The sequence below is a fragment of the Paraglaciecola psychrophila 170 genome (assembly GCF_000347635.1).
Taxonomy (GTDB): Bacteria; Pseudomonadota; Gammaproteobacteria; order Enterobacterales; family Alteromonadaceae; genus Paraglaciecola; species Paraglaciecola psychrophila.
Map to the genome: position 1 here is coordinate 5,125,487 of NC_020514.1, position 21,197 is coordinate 5,146,683.

A 21,197-nucleotide genomic window follows, 5' to 3' on the forward strand; every position below is an offset into this window, starting at 1 on the left:
GCCAAAATATAGTCGCAATTCAAATGAACTCATCACCTCTGGTTGAAGATAATCTTTTATTTGTAGAGCAACAGCTCAAATTATTGCCCACTCAAAGACCTTGTTTGGTGGTATTACCAGAATGTTTTGCTTGCTTTGGTGGTGGTGACAAACTAATGATGGATATTGCAGAAGACTTACACCTCGGTCCAATTCAACATAAGCTCAAACAATTTGCTACACAATATGATGTCTGGTTAGTTGCGGGCAGTTTGCCAATCCTATGCCCATTAGCCAATAAATTTACGGCATCTTGTTTATTGATTAATAACTATGGGGAGACTGTTGAAGAGTATCAAAAAATACATCTCTTCGATGTTCAAGTCGCAGATAATACTGGCACCTATCTGGAATCCCGTTATACCCAGCCTGGTAATACATTAATTGTCACTCATACCCCCTTTGGTAATCTTGGCTTAGCGGTTTGTTACGATATTCGTTTTGCTGGCATGTTTGCAACTATGACCCAGATTGCACAGCTAGACGTATTAGCATTACCTGCAGCTTTCACACAACAAACGGGGCAAGCTCATTGGCATCCTTTACTAACCGCTCGAGCAATTGAAAATCAGTGTTATATCGTTGCCGCTAATCAAACAGGCAAACATAGGAATAAAAGACAAACTTATGGTCACTCCTGTATCATCTCTCCTTGGGGTGAAAATTTAGTTGAGTTACCCCACGATACCGGCATGATACATGCTCAAATTGATCACCAATTACTCGCTGACATCCGCACTAAAATGTCCGTTTATCAGCACAATAAATTCAGGAGTCACCTTGTCTAACTTGGTAGAAGAAAACTTACTAGATGCATCAAATTTAAACCGCTCTAAATTAGAGACAGCACTAGATACCATATATCAACATGACAATGATTTTGCTGATCTGTATTTTCAGTCAAGCCAACATGAAACTTGGGTGCTAGAAGACGGTATAATCAAAGAAGGCAGCTACAACATTGAGCGAGGCGTAGGGGTCCGTGCAGTAAGTGGTGAAAAGACCGGCTTTGCTTACTCTGATGAAATTTCCCCTGAAGCGTTAATGAAAGCGGCTAAAGCCTCTCGTAGTATTTCAAATTCTGGTGGCAAACATAAAATTGCGTCTCTCAAACAAAGTCACCCTGCCAGCCGATATCATGCTGACAACCCACTTTTGGGTATGCAAGAACAAGAAAAAATAGCACTCTTACGGGCTGCAAATGAATACATTCGCAAACAAGAAAGCGCACTTAGCCAAGTCGTTATCAGTATCAGCGGTGTTTATGAGGAAATCTTAATTGCGGCGACAGACGGTACGTTTTGTACCGATATTCGCCCACTTATCCGCTTCAACTGTTCAGTGTTGATGGAAAAAGACGGACGCCGAGAAAGAGGTAGTTCAGGTGCAGGTGGACGATTTGCCTATGATTATTTTGTCGCAGATGACGATGGCCGCCCCCGCTATCAGCAAGTTGCTGATGAAGCCATTCATATGGCAAGAGTAAATATTCAAGCTGTGCCAGCCCCTGCTGGGAAAATGCCAGTTGTCTTAGGCAGCGGTTGGCCAGGTGTATTGTTACATGAGGCAGTAGGCCATGGTTTAGAAGGTGACTTCAACCGTAAAGGCGCGTCTACGTTCAGTGGTCGTATAGGTGAACAAGTCGCATCCAAAGGCTGCACCGTTGTAGATGATGGTACTTTAGCCGATAGGCGCGGCTCACTTAGTGTTGATGACGAAGGCACACCGACACAACACAATGTATTGATCGAAGACGGTATTCTTAAAGGTTACATGCAAGACAAACTTAACGCGCGTTTGATGGGTGTTGCTCCCACCGGTAATGGCCGACGTGAATCTTATGCGCATTTGCCTATGCCTCGGATGACCAATACTTATATGTTAGGCGGTAACCATTCTCCTGAAGAGATTATTGCCTCCATAGATAAAGGCATATACGCACCTAATTTTGGTGGTGGTCAGGTTGACATCACCTCAGGCAAATTTGTGTTTTCTACATCTGAGGCCTACCTAATAGAAAAAGGTAAAATCACCACACCTATCAAAGGTGCAACGTTAATTGGCAATGGCCCTGAAGCCATGCAAAAGATTTCTATGATAGGTAATGACCTAGCCTTAGATAAAGGCGTCGGCGTTTGCGGGAAAGATGGACAGAGTTTACCTGTAGGTGTGGGTCAACCCACCCTTAAAGTAGATGAGTTGACGGTTGGTGGTACTGCTTGATTAAGGATTAATTAAGCTTTACTTGAAAAACAACCGCTGATTCAATCCCAGAAGGCGATGTAATAGTAGCAGTAAGGGTGGAGTCCACTGGTATATCTACATCATTGGTTAAAGTAAAGTTAGCTTCTCTCACTCCCGCTCTATTGGTTCTAGGCATTAATGTGTTTATTTGACCGGCTAAGCTGCCTGCGCTAGACGAAATAACAATTCTTGAACCGCTGGCTATTGGCTGCACAGCAGAGTCAGAAAACCGCAACCTGAAACTTAAGCTACTGCCTCTGGCAATACTTAAACTAGGCTGACTAGCCGTTTGATAGTTACTAAAAATGATAGTGTTACCGGCATCAGTTATATCCATCAAAGCATTAGAACTAGACATTACCAATACCAAGGCCTTGCGCACGTGTAAACTTGTCGCTATACCTTGACCGCAAGCATTACCAGGTATGCATTGGGGTCCATTGAAGACACGTTCAGGGTCTTCAATATCCCCATCAAAACTCCCGTCATCATCATAATCCAAAAAGATCTCGGCGGTGTCTCTACTATTGTTTTCGTTATCATCACGCCACGCCTCAGAATAGTCAACAAAGCCAGTCACTCCATAGTCACTGCCCCCGAAACCACTGTCAGTATTATCAACAATAGGGCCACCATCTGAATCTTCATAACTATTATTACCGTTTGCATCGAAAAGTGTTTCGTGACCTATGGCAGTAGCCAGAATGGTGACCCTATGATCTAAAACTCTTGGGTTTGCACTAGTCCAAATAACACGACAAGTAGCATTTGTTGTGGTACAACTAGGTTCAATAATTCCACCTTCGGTAGTAAAACTTATTGATGTACCATCAGGTACTGGATTATTAAAGGTATCCGCTAATCGAGCAATAATGTTAACAGTTTGCCCGCTAATATTATTGGCTTCAGGGTTAAGGTTATCTGCAGAAAGAGTAAAGCTATTTTGATCAGGCAACCCCGTATTCACCGATAACAAATCTGATTGAGTCAACACAGAAATATCAGAATTTGTCATAACTTCTGCTGTCACTCTGATGGAGGTAGGGACATTACCAGAGGTCACTCTTGTACTGACTTGCCCTTGAGAGTTAGTAATGCCTTTATCTGGAGATAAAGTTAAACCACCAGTTTTAGTATTTAGAGAAAACTTCACCTGTTGCTGGGATAATGGATTACCCAGGCCTCCCAACACCTCAAATACCAATGTAGAGACGGTTTGGTTATTTTGACCGCCAGTACCTTGTAAAACAATCTGCGTGGGTTGTGCAGAAACAAAACTAATAGAACCAATAGACTCGCCTTGAATAACGATGCCGCGAGCCAACGTTACTGTAGAATTATCTAAAATGAGTGATGCAATAACTGTATCGACATTTCCTTCGCTACCAGCACAACTAATATCCTCGTAGGTAACTTGAGCAACACCATTTATCGTATTGACTTGCAAATCTATGCTTGATCTATTCGCCTCAACACATGTGGATGTGAAGCTGACAGGTGATGGGGTTAAAAATCGCTGACCATTTTGATCTACCAAAGCGATAGACAAACCAAGCGTCGCTCCCGCACTAATTTCTGCGTCACCATTAGTGTTGGTAGCACTTACACCAATGACATTTTCTACAAAAACGCCATTGGTTGTGAAATGTCCCACACGGATAATCTGATCACTAATTGCATCCACAGACTGAACTTCGAAATTAAGGCTACTCACTAGATCAACATTATTAACTCTTGCTTGCGCAGTGGCTACTGCGGCCCCTAGTTCGCTAATCTCAGTGGATAATGACACTTCAGCAACGCCTTGACTGTCAGTTAATGCGTCACTGGTATTCAACACGCCTTTTCCAGTTACAAAGTTGATAATTACACCTTCTATTGGAAGACCCTCTTGGTCAACTAGCCTGGATTGCAATTGCACTTGTTCATCCGCTTTAAACCGAACGGATGGCTGTCCGCCCTTTAACATAACAACGTTAATAGAAGGTGGGTTCACAACAGCAATATATGCGGCCAAAAACTCATAGTTCGCGCCAGTGTTCACACTATCGAACGAAGCATTGAGTGATGAAGCGCCAACATTACTCGCATCACTAGAAAGCGTAACTTCAGCCACACCATTACTATTTGTTAATTTACTAGTGGCAGAAAGAGCACCTAAACCAGTTTCAAAAATGACAATTTGCCCTGAAACATTTTCACCGTTATTGCTCAATGTCGCCTGAATACACAAAGTATCACCAGCGGTAAAACTAGGTTCTGATACAGCTCCACATTGCTGGTCAAGAATCGCTAACGTAATAGTAAATGCTTCTGTTGTTGCTCCAGAACCAAATGGGTCGCTGCCATTTTCACCAGACGCCCCACCTCCACATCCGCTGGATCCCAAAAATAACAACACAGAAACAATTAATAGAGGGCGAAAACACATAAATATTATCCGTTTATAATCTGTTTTAGATATTGAAAAAGCTCACGAGAGGCTTTGGGTGGTTTATTATCAACTAGCTCTTTATTAGCCTGACGCACATATTGTCGCAATCTTTGCCGATCGAGCAAGGGATAATCAACAATAGTCGATTCAATTTTGCTATCACCTTGCAGTAAAATGTCATCTCTGAGCATTTCAGTTCCATGAAAAGCATCATTTAATTTTTTGTGGGCAGATTTAATATTACTCAAGGCATGTTCAATAGCGGCGATATCTGTATTACGCATGATCTTGCCAATCAACTGCAATTGACGTCGATAACCTTCTTTTTTGCGTAAAATTTTACGGGCAAGCATCACTGCATCGAGCAATTCTTCCTCCATAGGAACCTTGGCCAATGAGGATTGACCAAGATGAACCAAAGACTCCCCTAACTTTTGCATTGCAACCATTTGGGCTTTAATTTGGGTTTTACTGAGTTGTTCGTCTTCTGCACTTACGTCGAATTCAACTTCAACATCTTTGTTTTTTTTCGGGGCGACCATGACATTATCTTTAGTGATACACTATGCAGATTGTAACCCCCCAAGCAATAATAAACTATAGTGTAGCCAAATAATGAAGGCCTTATGCAACAACAATTAGCTGAAATACAAAGCATAGTAGAAGACGTTTTAAAATTAGCCAAGGACAAAGGCGCAACACAGGCCGAAGCTAGCATGTCTAAAGTAGAAGGTATTGCAGTGTCTTCTCGGCTAAAACAAGTAGAAACCGTTGAGTTTACGAACGATGGCGGTTTGGGTATCACGGTGTACCATGGTAAAAAAAGAGGCAGTGCCTCGACTGCTGATTTGTCGCCCGCAGCTTTAAAACTCACAGTAGAAAAAGCCATTGAAATAGCCAAACATACTGGTGAGGATGATTGCTCTGGTTTAGCTGAAAAAGAACTGATGGCATTTGACTTCCCTGATTTGGATTTATTTCACCCCATAGAGCTAGACACTGAATATGCAATACAGCAGGTGATTGCCGCTGAAACCAGTGCCTTAAACGTAGATCCACGTATTACCAATTCTGATGGCGCATCTTACAACGCCAACTTAGGCACCAAGGTGTATGGTAATAGCCATGGCCTAATTGCCGGCTATAACAGTAGTCGTTACAGCATGAGTTGTGTGGTGATTGGTGAACAAGACGGTGATATGCAGCGAGATTATAGCTATTCAGTAGGCCGCGAAGTCGGCATGCTATCTAGCCCCGAACAATTAGGTCTTGAGGCTGCACAGTTTACATTGGGCAGATTAGGCGCTAGGAAAGTTAAAACTTGTAAGGTACCGGTCTTGTTTGATCGAGAAATTGCTTCTGGCTTATTTGGACATTTTATCAGCGCCATTAGTGGCGGTAATGTGTATCGGAAATCTTCTTTCTTGTTAGATAAATTGAATCAGCAAGTACTACCAGATTGGCTCAATATTTCTGAACGCCCACATATATTGAAGGGATTAGCCAGTTCTCCTTTTGATCATGAAGGAGTCAAAACACAAGATATGGATGTAGTGAGCAATGGATTACTCAATCATTATCTATTAACCAGTTACTCCGCTCGAAAACTAAAAATGCAAACCACAGGTCATGCTGGTGGTATTCACAACTGGTTTATTCAACATACTGGTGACACCGATAAAGAAATGCTGGCGAAACTAGGCACAGGTTTGTTGGTTACTGAACTGATGGGTCAAGGTGTTAATATTGTTACCGGTGACTACTCTAGAGGTGCCGCAGGCTTTTGGGTAGAAAATGGTGTGATTCAATATCCTGTTCATGAAATTACCATTGCAGGTAACTTGGCCGACATGTTGATGAATATTGTGGCTATAGGCGCAGTACAAGAGACCCGAGGAAGTATACAAACAGGTTCAGTGCTGATTGATAAAATGCAGATAGCCGGTGAATAAAGCCTCTAAACAACATTCTCTGCTGTAAGCACAAACTGTAAACAAAAAAACGACACCTAGACGCCTATAAGTGTCGTTTTTTTAGACATACCGAAAGCTATTGAAGTGTATTAATTGCTGTAAAAACACCAGCATTAAAACCTGCTTTATTCTGAAATGTCCTCCGGTGCCGATATGTAACCTTGATAACCGTCAGCCCTTAGGATTGCAAACTGCTGTAATTGTTGCGGATTTTCAATACCAGTAATGATCACGCCTATGTTTGACCCTTTCGCAATGTTGATCAAAGCTCGACACATTTCGTTGCCTTGATTTAACTTTTCATAGAATGCAAAAGACTGGTCGAGCTTAATATAGTGAGGTTGTAATTTTTGTAAATAATCTAGTGAGCCCATTTGACGACCACATTGATCAACCCCAATTTTTGCACCCGCTGAGCGGATTATTTCCGTCAGTTTGTGACACTGTTCAAATGAATGAATCAATGCCGATTCTGGCATTTCAAACAACATCTGAGGTGCATGTTTCGATTGTTGTAAAAACCTCGACAGCCATGGAGCAAACTCGGGATCCTGCAAGCTATCATGGGTTAAATTAATGGCAACGGGCTGATGAGTGAGGTCCAAAATATTCTGTTGCTCAATGGTCTGCAACAAACACCTGTCAAGTTGTCCCCCTAGCGATAACAACTCGATAAAAGGCATAAATTCCGAGGCGCTGACAACCATATCGTCAATCCTCAAGCGACAATATATCTCACGTTGAATAATATCATCAGAGTGCATATCGCTTACTGCTTGCCATTGGAACATAAAATGACTTTTATTAATGGCGTCTACCAGCTTAGTTCGCCATTGCTCTCTGCTGTATTTTTGTGGTTGTTGTGCATCTATCCAATGGCTGATTTTTCCTTCTTTAAGGGCTTGTTGTAATGCGTTGTCAGATTGAGACAACAAATCAGAAGGCTGCATGTTGACAATTCGCTGGCTAACACCGAGGGCGAATTTACTATTGGCAATACAACCTGCCTTAGTGATTTCCTGATTAATGATGCGGATCAGTGTTTGTAAGTAGGTTTCAATTTGATGATGTTCAGCTTTGGTCAGCAAGAATGCAAACTCGGTATTAGCGATCCTCGCTATCACACCCTCAGCAATATCCGGTAATTCAGTCTGCATTCTTTCAGACAGTACCTTGATGATTTGATCTCGGCCTTGATAGCCATATTTACTATGAATGTCTTCTAACCAATCAAATTTAGCTAAAATAAGCCCACCATATCCGGGCTCATTCAACCAATTATTAATTTGCGCAGACAAATATTGACGATTAGGCAAGTGGGAAACCTGATCCACCAATTTATCATCTTTTAATTCACTGACTTCTTTATCTAATGAAGAAAAAACTTGTTTTAACTGCCCAGACATTAAGTTGATGGCACCCACTACATCTTTTAATTCAGTCGTTTTAGGCATCTCAATGCTCTGGCCAAATTTTCGCTGACCAATCTCTTTGGCCTGCAGGGCGATATCATGCAGCGGCTTTAAAATATAATTTAGTCTATACCTAAGTACAAAAATACTGATTATAAACAACAATGATAAAATCATAATCGTATCATTCATAACTCGCCATAATTGCTGATAACCCAGACCTGGGTGTGCCTCAACCTCAAGTGTGGCTAATTGCATCCACCCAGAGGTAATGATACTTTTCTTTTTTTGCACCCCAAATATATCTAAATTAATTAGCCATTTTGGAACACCTTCAATAACAACCGGATTTTCCCATATTTGTTCCTTACCATCGGCTAACCATTTTAATGTGACTTTGCGATAAAACCCTCCTTCAAAAATGACATTCACCAAGGTTTCAGCCGATACCATATCGCCTGTTTCTATATGGGGTTGTAACATTAATCCTAAGGATGTCATGGTGTTATTAAGATCAGACTCCATTTGCTGACTCATAAAATCACGCGCTTGAGTAAACTGAAAATAAACCAAACTGGTCATGACTAAATAAAAAAAGTCCAAATAGTAATGAGTTTATTTGTCGAAATAGGGTCATTTTCTTTAAAACTCCAGTTTAAGCTTGGGTTGTTTGAGTCTTGCGGTGTTTATTCGCTGACGTAAATCACGCCAACGCTTAAGACGTGAAGAATCTCCGGAAGCAACACTGCGTCCCCTGTCTTTGTTTAGCCATAACTGACTGCCGTTAAAGCTGTATATGGGTATGAGATCGTTACGTGTGTTTGCTGGTTTGATCACACCGTCAATATTATCCAATATTAAGGGTATAGAAGCAGGCGTAGCATAGTATGCAAGCACCATATGATATTGATCTAAGTTGACCGCTTTAACCATAGTGATCCTCATTTTTTCATCTGCGACGCCCAATTCCAACAGAGTAAAATATTTGGCGATAGAATAGTCTTCGCAATCTCCCCCATTCACGCCAATAAATTCAACTGGGGTAGCCCAATAATTGTTGACACCCCATAATTTAATATCATCAATAAAGTGGAACGTATTGAAAAATTGATTCACTTTTTCTAGGTTATCGTTTTCTGATAAACGGGTATTTGCTTGCATCAAATTAAGCCAAGCAGTACCTCGTTTCGCCGCACGTTTGCCATAACTTGCTTCTAATGCCGAGACTATTTTTGGGCCTTCAAGTTTCGTTACAGGATCAGCAATAGCAGACAGAAAAATCATACTGAGGAGTAATACGAGAACTGGATTTTTTGATAACATTGCTGCTATAAAACGGCTAGCCCTCACATTACTCCCTAATTATCATTGGGCTTGATCAACAGTATAAATTGTCCACATCATGTCATCGACACTCACTGTTTCGCTTAATTCGGCCATAATACGGCGATTGATGGCATGGGCTACAGCAGTGTCTGCAGAATTAGCCAGGCGATCAAAACCATACCCTATAGACGAAACACGCTCAGTCGCAATACTGAAGTCATTGACCAAAACCGAAACCAAGGCTTTTGCTCGTTTATTTGATAATGTTTGATTAAGTTCTGCTGATCCGATAATACTGGTATGCCCCTCAATAAGTAATCGCAATTCAGGTTCTTGTTCCAGAAATTTCGCTAGCACTTGGATTTTAGGCAATGCTGAAGGCGGTATGCTGTAAGAATTATTAGCAAATTTGATATCGATTTTATGGGGTTCGATATAAGTACTTTGTGTACCACAACCATAATTATCGATGGTCGCGCCCAAAACAGTGTCTGCACATTTTTCCCGTGCTTCAATAACGCCATCACGATCATAGTCATTTAAATCATTTAATTGTTCGACACTTGGTTCGAGGTTGACTATGAAAGTATCGGCACAAGCATTTAGCAGTATAGGACCACATAATAGCAAATATAATTTGATTACTGGAAGGGCTTTAATTAGCGGTAACTTATTAATGATTTGCTCCTTGATCATATTCATGCTCCCCTTGCCATTTAGCTGAACGATTCACCCGTAATGAATCAAGTAATTGGCCTGTTACATTTAATAACCTGTACCTAGCACTCAATTCGTCAAAGTTGGCATCTAAGTAATCTTTGCGCGCCTGAAAGAGTTCATTTTCTGTATCTAATAAATCCAGTAAATTTCTTTGTCCCAGACTAAACTGTTGTTGATAAGCTTCTTGGGTGTCTTTTGAAGTAACCACGTGTTGTTGAATATATTGTTTTTGTAATCCCAACATTTCATAGGCATTCCACGCTAGACCAAAACTTTCTGTGACCTCACGATGAGCACGATAGTTTATTTCTTGTGCTTCAATAATTTTATATGCGGCACCGCGTTCAAGAGCCGCATCCTTGCCACCTGAATACAGGTTATAGCGCATCCGTAACATTACGCTTAAATCATTGCGATGGCCGCCAACATTGGCTTCAAATCTTTTTAAACCACTTTCACCTGCCACATCATTATCAGCATTTGCAGCTAGTTCTAAGGATAATTTTGGATAATAATTAGCTTGCACTGAACCACTAAATGCACGAGCCGCACTGATATCCTGTCGAGCCGATTTAATAATAGGATGACGCTCTATGGCAAATATCAATCCACTGACATTATTTTTAGGCATCATATCTGCATCGGGTACTGGCATGACTAAATCGTCTGGAGTGATATTGGTTAAGCTAATAAATTCTGCTCGTGTATCTTGATAATTGTTACGCGCAGCAATTAAATTAGACTGAGCACGGGCTAAGCGACCAGTGACTTGAGACAAGTCAGCTATACTGCCCATTCCTGAATCTGTACGTTCTTTTATCTGGCTGAAAATTTCTTGGTGAGATTCAACGTTTTTTTCAGATAAAGTTACCAGTTGCTGGTTTTTTAAATAATTTAAATAGGCCTGACTTACCGATAGAGCCAAATCTTCAGCAGTACTGATTAATGCCCATTGTTCAGCACTGGCCTCAAATTTAGTGCGCTTCACTTCACTACTGGTAAACATACCGTCAAACAGCATTTGCCTTAAACTTACTCCAAACTCCCCCCGTCCCAACTCTGTTGCACCATCGTCAAAACCCAAAGCAGATCGTCGGTTGCCTGGACTATCTGTATATTCATAACCGTAACCAGCCGTTATGTCGACCGTGGGTAAATACCCAGCCGAGGCGCGATTGACATCTTCTTCTTTTGATTTGAAACGGGCGAATGCCTGACGAATATCAGGGTGTGTGTCCAATGCAAGTGCCACTGCCTGCTCTAAACTTTGTGCATAGACTCCTGTAACAGGCAATGCAGATAAGCATAATGAGCAAATGATTGCCTTCAAGTGCCTAGTAAATATACCTTTGTTCATAAAATTCCATGGTTTGTTGTTTAGTGGAGTTACTTATATTTTATCGTTCCCGGAGTGCTGCTTCGTTAGCCCTCAAAAGCGGATTTAGTATATATTCTAATATAGTACGTTTACCTGTTATCACGTCTACATTCGCCATCATTCCTGGGATAATTGGCATTTCTTCCTGGGCATGGTTTTTAATACTCGAAGCATCGGTACGTACCCGGATTAAATAAAAACTATTTCCTTCTTTGTCCTGAGTAGTGTCAGCGCTAATATGTTCTACTTTACCGGTTAATCCACCGTATCTGGTAAAATCATATGCAGTTATTTTCACAACCGCGGGTAGCCCAGGGTAAATAAAACCAATATCTCTGGGTTTTATATTTGCTTCGACTATCAATTTATCTTCCGTCGGTACAATTTCAGCTATTGTTTCTCCTGGTTTAACCACACCGCCTAAAGTATTTATATAAATAGTTTTAATAGTACCAACCACAGGGGATAGTATTAATGCTTTGGTTACCTTGTCTTGGGCACTAACCTGAGATTCATTAATACGTGATAGTTTATTTTGGAGCTCATTAAGTTGGGCTCTTACCTCAGTTCGATAAGACAATATTTTTCACGGCGCTTTAAGACCGCTTCTTGTAGCGCAGATTTTAATTGGGGAGAGAGTAAACGCACTGAGTCCAATTCGCCGTTAAGATCGTTTACGCTGCGTTCTAATTTAAACAGCTCTATTTTTGATACTATAAGTTTTTCTGCTAGCGGTCGGGTTAAAGCGAGTTCTTTTTTGGCTAGACGGTGACTGATCTCTAACGTATTGATTTTTGATTCGAGCTCGGTTATCTCTTGTTCTCGTTGCTGTATTTGTTGACCTTGGATTGCCAACTGGTTAATTAAATTATCTAGTCGACCTGAATATTCTTCTTGTTGGCTTTTGACCATGAACTTGGCACTTTTATTCAGATCTTCGGGGTAAATTGGCACTTGTTTTGTTATAATAATTTGCAGCTTCCAGTCATCACTGTTACCCACCAAAATACTCGACAATTCAGCTCTTAAACGAATAATATTTGCTCGTAAACTGTCGACTTCCTGTTTTTGTTCTGCAAAATCAGAACGAAACCTAGTGTCATCAATCCTCGCTATAGGTTGGCCTTTAGTCACTTGCATGCCTTCCTGTACAAACCATTTTTGCAGGACCCCACCGTCTAAACTCTGAATAATTTGTACTTGGGAGGAAGGGATCACTTTACCCGTGCCAGAGGTGACCTGATCTAGAGTAGAAAAGTAAGCCCAAACAATAAAACTTATCAATAACCCAGCCATTGACCATATGATTAACCGATGCAAGCTAGGTACTTCGGTTAACATGGCACCATAAACATTATCAGCCATTTCTAGGTCTTTTTGACTGACCTTCATAGATTTACCACCGGATTGCCCTTACCACCTTTGAGTTTCTCCAACACGACATCTTTAGGACCGTCCATGACTAATTTACCTTTCTCGAGAACGATTATTCTATCCACTAAAGATAATAAATCCATTTTGTGGGTAATTAACAATAAGGTGCGATCCCTTGCTGTAGCGCTAATAAATTTGATAAATTGCTGTTCAGCGCGAGCATCTAAGCTGGCTGTTGGTTCATCTAATAACAATATTTGTGGTGTATTTAAAATAGCCCGAGCTAGTGCAATCGATTGGCGCTGTCCACGTGATAAAGTACTGCCATTTTCACCAACCTGTTGATCAAGTCCCTGAGTGTTATGATCAGTAAAAGCATTCACCCCCGACAGTTGAACCGCACGGATAAGCTGATATTCAGTTACTTGCCTTGTACCAAACAAAATATTGTCGCGAATGGTGCCATGAAATAAAGTGATATCCTGAGGTAAGTAGCCAATATTTCGTCGTAAATCGCTGGGATGTATCTGATTATGATTTAACCCATCAAATTGGATGTTGCCAGCAGTAGGCTGATACAGACCTAATAATAGTTTTGCTAAAGTGGTTTTGCCCGAGCCGTTTCGCCCCACGATGGCGATTTTTTCACCTTGTTTTATATCAATTGACATAGTTTGCAAAGCTGGATTTTTGGTATCCGGGTAGGTAAAACTGACACTTTCAGCACAAATATTACCTACTAGCTTTGGCCTGCTTGCCAAGTGAGCTTTGTTTTCAAACTCCCCCTCTTGCTCCATTAAATTATCAAGTTGTCTTAAGGCACTCATTGTTTGACTAGAGCGTGTCATTAAACCTGCAAGTTTAGCCACAGGTGAAATTGCACGACCAGTTAACATGACAGCTGCGATTATCCCCCCCATAGAAATCAGATTATCTGAGACTCTGTAAACACCTAATACCACAACCCCAATAATTGAAATTTGAACCATAAAACTAGCAAAGTTAATCACAGAGTTAGTGATCATTTTAGACATAAGTAGCCAGCTGGAGGTATGCCCTATCATTTGTTGCCAGGCATTTAGTACCACACCTTCGGCACCATTAGCCTTAATCGACTCTAACGCACCTAAACACTCAATCAAGTGCCCATGGCGTAAACTTGAAAATTTATTACTTTCTTCAATAGCGGCACGCAGTTTGGGCTGTTTTAAAATCGTATAGCCAATAATTAGTAAAGAAGCCACTATTGGAAATAAGGCTAAATCTCCGGCCACTAGCCAAATACAAAACATAAACAGTAGAGCAAAAGGTAAATCAACTAGAGCGGTTATAGTAGCCGATGAAAAAAACTCTCTTACGTTATCGAACTCAGTTATTTGTTTAGCCATCCCCCCGATACTAGGCGCCCGCTTTTCCAGTGGTATACCCACCACTTTAGCGAATAATTTTGAGGAGACCTCTATATCCACTTTTTTCCCAGCTACATCAATCAAATAGCCTCGTAATTGTTTTAAAATGAAATCAAATATATAAGCCACACTTGCGCCAATAGCTAACACCCATAAAGACTCAAAAGCTAAGTTTGGCAACACTTTGTCATAGATATTCATCACAAAAAGCGGCGAGACTAAAGCAAAAAAGTTCACCATGACAGACGCGATAATTACGTCTCTGTAAATAGGAGTCGCATCTTTTAAATGTTGCCATAACCAATGTTTTTTGGAGTCATTAATATAAACATCAAAATTGCTGTCACCACGATATTGCTGCTTGATGAGAAATAAATAACCAACAAAATTGGATTCCAATTCTTCAATGGTTAGGTGTTCTTCCCCTCCTGTTTCAGGCAAAGTGACAATCGCTCTATTTTTTTCTAGATTGAGCTCTTGTAATACACAAGCCTGCTTATCTTTCAGCATCAAGATGCAGGGTAACAACATGGAAGGTAACTCGTTTAATCCTTTACGCACCAGCTTGGCACTGAGTCCAGCCCGTGATGCAGCTTGGGGTAGCAGTTCAGGTGTCAGATAACTGGCAGTAACCGGTAGCCCCGCGGTTAAGGCTTCAGCGGAGCAGGGATCGCCAAAGTGCTCGGTTAATGACACTAAGCAGTCTAATAAAGGATCAGAGGTTAAGCGCTGCGAAGCGTTGATTGTCCACTGGCTAGAGGGTTGCGCCGAAGATTGCACTGATTCTTAGATTCCTTTGAACAGACACATCAAACATAACACAATCAATTAAAATATGACTGTGTTATGAACTACTGAGAGCGTAATAATATTACAATAAGAATTCTTGTGAGTCTAATTCAGCAATAGGTGCACTAGTCGCTTCAGCAGTATCGCTGATTATAATGGCTCCATCAGCTAAAAACCCATTCGTCACTGTGGTAAATAAGGCATTTTCGGAGTTAGGGTTACCTTTTTCCAGTACAACAGAGTCATCCACTTGAAAATCCTTAAATGCGATGGCTAAGTCAATATCGATCTTAGCACTTTGATCTTCTCCTATCGCAGCAAAATATGTTTCAAGCCCGCCGGTGTGCCCGACAGTCAAAATATCACTTAAATCATCTAAGTCGGGAGAATATTTAAAAGCGGCTTCATCGGCATTGATCAAGACTTTTGCATCAAAACCTGTGTTTATGGTGCCACCGGTTTCATCAAGGTCGAGATCGACAGCTTTGGCGGAGGGCTCTTGTGCTATTTTTCCTGATGCTGGTAGTTTTATTTCTATTGTTAGGTTCGCCTCCGTCGTTTCCGGATTCACTGTATCATCATCCTGAATGGTGTATACAAAAACTAAATTAACATCCTCTGCAGGTAGTTGCTCTATATTTACATCACGTTGTTCGAAGAAATAATCGCCTTTATTATCAATTACTAAGGTTCCGTAATGAGTTTCTATCTCGTGCGAAATGTTGATATTATCAAATTTATAGACATCATCTTTGAACTTGATCTGTGTTATGGTAGGTTTCTCCAAATCATCAGCATCTCCACTATCGGACTTATTTCCCGTGGTTACACGACTAATTACGTTTCCTCTATCGATCCCGTCATGACTTATCACACCCTCGTCACTCAATTGAAAGCTAACAGAGCTTGTATCAGGATTAGCAACGGGGGCACTTGTAACGTCGATATTTAGGGTAGAGTCAACGAATTTGGATCCATCAAACACAGTATAGACCACTTCAGGCACCCCACCTTCAAAACCACTCACTGGCTTAAATGTATAGTCGCCATTGCTGCTGACCGTTAACTCACCCTTGGTAAGTGATACTGTTGTACCGCCATCAAACACTACCGTGAAGCTATCCTCACCTTGGTATGGGTCTATCGTCATCGACAGAGCATCCGTCACACCTAACGTTGACGTCGCAGTAACAGCAACATCTTCCGTTACAGACGTATCTGCTGTCCTGATGACCGGTATATCACTCGTACCGTTGATCGTTACCGTGAACGTCTCTACTTCAGTACCATCCGCACTGGTCGCTGTGTACGTCTGTGTGATCGTATCGTTCGCACCCCAGGTATTGAACCGCTGAGTTATCAACTACGAAGGTAGTAAGTTCCATTACTGTTTACCGTCACCGCACTTAAGCGGGGGTGTAATCGATCCAGCGCATCACTGTTCGTACGGCCAGTAAACACAACCGTGAAGCTATCCTCACCTTGGTCTGGGTCTATCGTCATCGACAGAGCATCCGTCACACTTAACGTTGACGTCGCAGTAACAGAAACATCTTCCGTTACAGACGTATTTGCTGTCCTGATGACCGGTATATCACTCGTACCGTTGATCGTTACCGTGAACGTCTCTACTTCAGTACCATCCGCACTGGTCGCTGTGTACGTCTGTGTGATCGTATCGTTCGCACCCAGGTATTGAACCGCTGAGTTATCAACTACAAAGGTGTAAGTTCCATTACTGTTTACCGTCACCGCACCTAGCGGGGTGGTAACCGTATCCAGCGCATCACTGTTCGTACGGCCAGTAAACACAACCGTGAAGCTATCCTCACCTTGGTCTGGGTCTATCGTCATCGACAGAGCATCCGTCACACTTAACGTTGACGTCGCAGTAACAGAAACATCTTCCGTTACAGACGTATTTGCTGTCCTGATGACCGGTATATCACTCGTACCGTTGATCGTTACCGTGAACGTCTCTACTTCAGTACCATCCGCACTGGTCGCTGTGTACGTCTGTGTGATCGTATCGTTCGCACCCAGGTATTGAACCGCTGAGTTATCAACTACGAAGGTGTAAGTTCCATTACTGTTTACCGTCACCGCACCTAGCGGGGTGGTAACCGTATCCAGCGCATCACTGTTCGTACGGCCAGTAAACACAACCGTGAAGCTATCCTCACCTTGGTCTGGGTCTATCGTCATCGACAGAGCATCCGTCACACTTAACGTTGACGTCGCAGTAACATCTTCCGTTACAGACGTATCTTGTGTCCTGATGACTGGTACATCATTTACCGGAGTCACGCTTATGCTTAATGTGTCTAATGCATTGGTATTTGTGAGATAATTCACAACGGGCAGTTCACCATTCCAGTCATCTGCTGGAATAAAAGTGTAACTACCATCGCCATTGACCGTTAAGCTACCATTTTCAACGGTGGCCGTTTGGCCGCTTAAATAAAGATTAGGATCGCCGGCCACTGTATAAGACTGGATCGTGAGTACATCATCCGCATTACTGTCATTATCAAGCACATTGCCGCTAGCGGTCGTATCTTCTGCAACCACATTAACATCGCTTTGGGTAAGGGTAGGTTGCGTAACCCGTGCAAACAGCTCAAGATCTTCTATTGTCGCAAGAGTATTATCCAGTTCAGCTGTCTCGTAACCGGCACCGGCTAAAAGTTCATTGCCTTGTCTGTCCAAACTCACAAAATCTGTACCTTCATTGCCAGTCAAACCGCCGGCAGTTGTATCAGGCAGATCTATATCATCACCAGATTCGATGGATGCCTGAATAGCATCGATATCACCTTGCACATTATTGGGTGTTTCCCCGTTAAGGGTTTGGCTTGGTGTTAGTGTCGAGGCTTGTTGTGATATTTGGTCATTAGTGGCCAAGATTTCATCTGGTGTACCCGTTATTAGTTGCTCTGTGCCATCCTCAAAAATTAGGGTAACTTCACTATCTTGGGCAAGTATTAAAACTTTACCAGCCACTAGATTGTCACCTTTTTGTAATGCTGTATTTTGGTCCGTTGCGGATTGCACTAGCCCGCTAACATCGACTATTTGAGTATCTTTTAAGGTGGTGAAATTTTCCATAGATAACATTCCTAATAATTGACTTAATTCACAAATTAAACGAGTTAGCTTCCGAGATAACAGGGACTCAACCAAATTTTGGTGTGAATAAGTGGTTAACATAGCATTGAAATTGATTAAAATGACTATTGAGGTTAACTAAATTACCTATGGATCTTTAATACTATCTGACTTTATAAGACGAAATAAAGTATTCCCTCTTATACATATTTATGAATGGCGGAGTAAATTGGACTCTTACGATGCAAGTATAGTCCAATCAACTATTAACGTTTAAGTTTACGGACTCCCAAACCCAAAAGGGCTAAGGCAAAAATTGCTGTAGTAGAAGGTTCAGGCACTTCAACCGCCTTAAAAACATAGTTCACATACGTTCCAGCGCCTATATTTTCATCGAGCACAAAAGCTGAAACATCCCCATCATCATCAAACAAAGTCGTACCTGAATTATTAGCAGTTACATCCTCTGCTAATGTAACCAGTGAATTTGCATATCTCGAATACCAAGCCATGTGATTTACAATCACACTATTTCCTGTCGAGTCAATATTACTTGTTCCTCCTAGAGCTGCCACGGCTATTTGTATACCAAAAAGTTCTGGATAATTCTCAGCTAATACTGCGGCAGCAAGACCATTAACAGGTGTGTGGCTTTCATTGCCATTAGTGAGCCAATCAGGTGCATCCGCTAAATCAAACTCACCAACATATTCCCACAGCAAATCAGTTGTAAGTGTGTCTCCATAAATCTGACCCTGAACCAAGCCCGTAATCAATCCCGCATTAGTCTGACCAATCAAGCCAATTGATAAAACGGCTGCGCATATCACTTTAAAAAATCTACCACTCATAAAATTCTCCTTAAAGGCCTACTAGAAACCTTCGTACAACATTAGAATATTTTTAACTTTTTATTTTATCAATAAAAAGTTAACGACTTAATTCCAACACATCTAGCAATTTTCGAACCAACAATTAAATATCTATATTATTCAATAGATTAAGAAAAAAATAGAAAATTTTTGAGATTGAATATGTAAAAGAATCGGACACATTATGTTGCTGAAATTTTTGCGGCTTAGACCGTTTTTGTGGGGCGTTTAGGGGAAAGGTTAGGGTGTAAAATTAAACACTCCCGATGATTTACACCCTTCTTGTCATCTATGGGGCAATGTATGGAGCCACCAGATTATCTTCCCTATGAAAAATCACCTGCAATAATCAGAATAAACTGAAACAGATAAATATGAGTTCCGACTACATTACGCTAACGTTTTATGGGAGAGCGATTAAGTCATGTATCTTTTTGAGCGAAGGAAGTTTAAAGGATTCTTGATAAAAAAGCCGGTTGAGTCTGCCTAACAAGTTGACTGAGCGATTCGGGTCATGAGATTTACGCCTATGCATACTGGCAACTTGTAAAAACTCCCAAGGCTTTAAATTCCAATCTAAAACCTGCTCTGTGGAAATGTGTTGGCTTTGTATACAGCTAAGAATACGCTCTGTTTTACTTTCACTTGTAGCAATTGACTCCTTGTCATAAATATTATTAACCGCTATTCCCACGGCTTCAATGGCATGATTAATAGCAGACCAGATTTGATCGTGAGTAGGATGAGCACCATTTGGCGCATAATACCCCATTACTTCCCATTCCAGCTCGGCGTTACTGACTGCTATCGAACTGCCAACAACTGGGGAATACGATAAATCTGGCATAGCACCAATGTTATAAGCGTCAACCGACAAGCCTATATTGATGGCAATATCACCCATGTTCTTCTTATCAAGAAAAATAGCTTCAAAAGCGGCACGTTTAACCCCCATCCAACCGTAGACAACAGGTGTCAGGCTAGCAAAATCACGCACATCATCCGGCAAATCCTCACCATACTTATCAATAAATAACGGGGTGGGATTAAGCTGAACATGCTCATCTGGCACCCACACTTCGTATTCTTGTCTGTTGTCACCTTTGCCACGACTTTTGATCCCATAAGACAGATTCCGTGGACGGCAAATACTTCTATCTTCATCAACCTTATGGAAGAACTCCGACCGAAAACGTTTAATAAAGGGTGCATCTTGACCCGCAATCGCGGCAGTGGGGTAGCGAAACCCAATATCGCTGTTATTAACAATATAAAAACCGGGAATTTGTTGCTGTAAAATAGGCTTTACCCCCGTAAAAGAGTGATAGTTTTGCACTATTAAACTTCTCTCGGGCTCAATAGTCAGCCTGCGGCCATCAGCAGTAATAAATTTAGGGGTTTTGTGATACGCATAATCGTTGAGACCAAGACATTGCGCATGAGCGTTTCTGGCCATCGCCAGTTCACTAAAAAGCGTATCGTGGTTGCGAATATGTTTAAAAAGTGGTCTGTGATTAAGCATAAATTTCTATTATTAGTATTGCTTGTTATTGGCTGCTGATTATTTATATGAGGTTGCAGAAAAGATTACAAGTAATGATCTTAAAACAATAAAAAAAGTCGGGATTAACCCGACTTACATAACAGATACCTACAATCTAAAAGCTAGCTAGCTTTGATATGGAATACGCCAACATCAGCTTGTGTGACTTCTACCTGAGTGCCAGCTACCAAATGTTCATTGGCCTTCAGCTTCCAGTCGATCCCTGAATAATGATATTCAGGGGTCAACTCAGGCGCCACATCTTCCACTAATATAAAACGGTGACCGACCAAATCGCCTTGTGCTTTTGTCTTGTCCACCTGCGTTTGCATGTTTTTTAAAGGCTTCCATAACAAAACAGCTGATAATCCAGTGAGTACGCCTGTACTCAACATGGCCGACAACCAAGTATCTGGAATAATACCCACATACAATAAACCTGCGGTGACCACCGCAGCGCAGCCTACAAAAAACAGTGCGAAGGTTGAAAAACCCAACACTGCCACTTCAATCACTAATAAAAGAATGCCGAGAATGAGCAAACTTTCAGCTAAGTTATTGAGTGCCCAGTCCATA

The 21,197-nt window shown here is 41.4% G+C and carries 14 protein-coding genes and 3 pseudogenes; 3 read left to right on the forward strand and 14 right to left on the reverse strand.

Annotated features, from left to right (window positions below; genetic code table 11):
- Positions 1–23: 23 nt before the first annotated feature.
- Together C427_RS22555 and tldD are read left to right on the forward strand one after the other, a co-directional pair.
- Positions 24–827, forward strand: coding sequence for a carbon-nitrogen hydrolase family protein (locus C427_RS22555; RefSeq protein WP_187292436.1), 804 nt, complete (start codon positions 24–26; stop codon positions 825–827).
- Positions 820–2,262 (forward strand): metalloprotease TldD, encoded by a 1,443-nt coding sequence (tldD, locus tag C427_RS22560; RefSeq protein ID WP_007635791.1) that lies wholly within the window; start codon positions 820–822, stop codon positions 2,260–2,262. The genes C427_RS22555 and tldD overlap by 8 nt, the downstream gene beginning before the upstream one ends.
- Positions 2,263–2,269: 7 nt before the next feature.
- On the opposite strand, the gene C427_RS22565 is transcribed toward tldD, so the two are convergent.
- Together C427_RS22565 and yjgA are read right to left on the reverse strand one after the other, a co-directional pair.
- Positions 2,270–4,714, reverse strand: coding sequence for an Ig-like domain-containing protein (locus C427_RS22565; RefSeq protein ID WP_007635790.1), 2,445 nt, complete (start codon positions 4,712–4,714; stop codon positions 2,270–2,272).
- 5 nt (positions 4,715–4,719) lie between these two features.
- Entirely contained in the window at positions 4,720–5,259 is a 540-nt protein-coding gene (yjgA, locus tag C427_RS22570) for a ribosome biogenesis factor YjgA (protein ID WP_007635788.1), read from the reverse strand.
- A gap of 84 nt (positions 5,260–5,343) precedes the next feature.
- Here yjgA and pmbA point away from each other — a divergent pair, with 84 nt between their 5' ends.
- The gene (gene pmbA / locus C427_RS22575) at positions 5,344–6,669 is read left to right on the forward strand and encodes a metalloprotease PmbA (protein WP_007635786.1); all 1,326 of its coding nucleotides are present in this window, start codon (positions 5,344–5,346) and stop codon (positions 6,667–6,669) included.
- 146 nt (positions 6,670–6,815) lie between these two features.
- Here pmbA and C427_RS22580 read toward each other — a convergent pair.
- The 12 genes and pseudogenes from C427_RS22580 to C427_RS22630 all read right to left on the reverse strand — a co-directional run bounded on the left by C427_RS22580 (position 6,816) and on the right by C427_RS22630 (position 21,196).
- A pseudogene (locus C427_RS22580) lies at positions 6,816–8,739 on the reverse strand (bifunctional diguanylate cyclase/phosphodiesterase).
- A gap of 5 nt (positions 8,740–8,744) precedes the next feature.
- A complete protein-coding gene (locus tag C427_RS22585; RefSeq protein ID WP_034898785.1) occupies positions 8,745–9,425 on the reverse strand; it encodes a transglutaminase-like cysteine peptidase in 681 nt (226 codons plus the stop codon).
- 42 nt (positions 9,426–9,467) lie between these two features.
- Positions 9,468–10,130: an OmpA family protein gene (locus C427_RS22590; RefSeq protein WP_236613725.1), complete on the reverse strand. Its 663-nt coding sequence runs from the start codon at positions 10,128–10,130 to the stop codon at positions 9,468–9,470.
- On the reverse strand, positions 10,102–11,505 hold the full coding sequence (locus C427_RS22595) for a TolC family outer membrane protein (protein WP_007635770.1): 1,404 nt from the start codon (positions 11,503–11,505) through the stop codon (positions 10,102–10,104). The genes C427_RS22590 and C427_RS22595 overlap by 29 nt, the downstream gene beginning before the upstream one ends.
- Positions 11,506–11,545: 40 nt before the next feature.
- Positions 11,546–12,918 (reverse strand): annotated as a pseudogene (locus tag C427_RS22600) (HlyD family type I secretion periplasmic adaptor subunit).
- A complete protein-coding gene (locus C427_RS22605; protein WP_007635767.1) occupies positions 12,915–15,089 on the reverse strand; it encodes a type I secretion system permease/ATPase in 2,175 nt (724 codons plus the stop codon). The pseudogene C427_RS22600 and the gene C427_RS22605 overlap by 4 nt, the downstream one beginning before the upstream one ends.
- A gap of 91 nt (positions 15,090–15,180) precedes the next feature.
- Positions 15,181–16,248, reverse strand: coding sequence for a hypothetical protein (locus C427_RS22610; protein WP_409371894.1), 1,068 nt, complete (start codon positions 16,246–16,248; stop codon positions 15,181–15,183).
- 60 nt (positions 16,249–16,308) lie between these two features.
- Positions 16,309–16,461, reverse strand: a pseudogene (locus C427_RS28955) (VCBS domain-containing protein); the annotation flags it as partial.
- A complete protein-coding gene (locus C427_RS22615) occupies positions 16,458–18,206 on the reverse strand; it encodes a retention module-containing protein (RefSeq protein ID WP_015431382.1) in 1,749 nt (582 codons plus the stop codon). The gene C427_RS22615 and the pseudogene C427_RS28955, both read right to left, overlap by 4 nt.
- A 266-nt stretch (positions 18,207–18,472) precedes the next feature.
- Positions 18,473–19,057 (reverse strand): PEP-CTERM sorting domain-containing protein, encoded by a 585-nt coding sequence (locus tag C427_RS22620; protein WP_007643703.1) that lies wholly within the window; start codon positions 19,055–19,057, stop codon positions 18,473–18,475.
- 424 nt (positions 19,058–19,481) lie between these two features.
- Positions 19,482–20,600, reverse strand: coding sequence for a hypothetical protein (locus C427_RS22625; protein WP_007643704.1), 1,119 nt, complete (start codon positions 20,598–20,600; stop codon positions 19,482–19,484).
- A 143-nt stretch (positions 20,601–20,743) separates the two neighbouring features.
- On the reverse strand, positions 20,744–21,196 hold the full coding sequence (locus tag C427_RS22630; RefSeq protein WP_007643706.1) for an NfeD family protein: 453 nt from the start codon (positions 21,194–21,196) through the stop codon (positions 20,744–20,746).
- Position 21,197 lies beyond the last annotated feature (1 nt).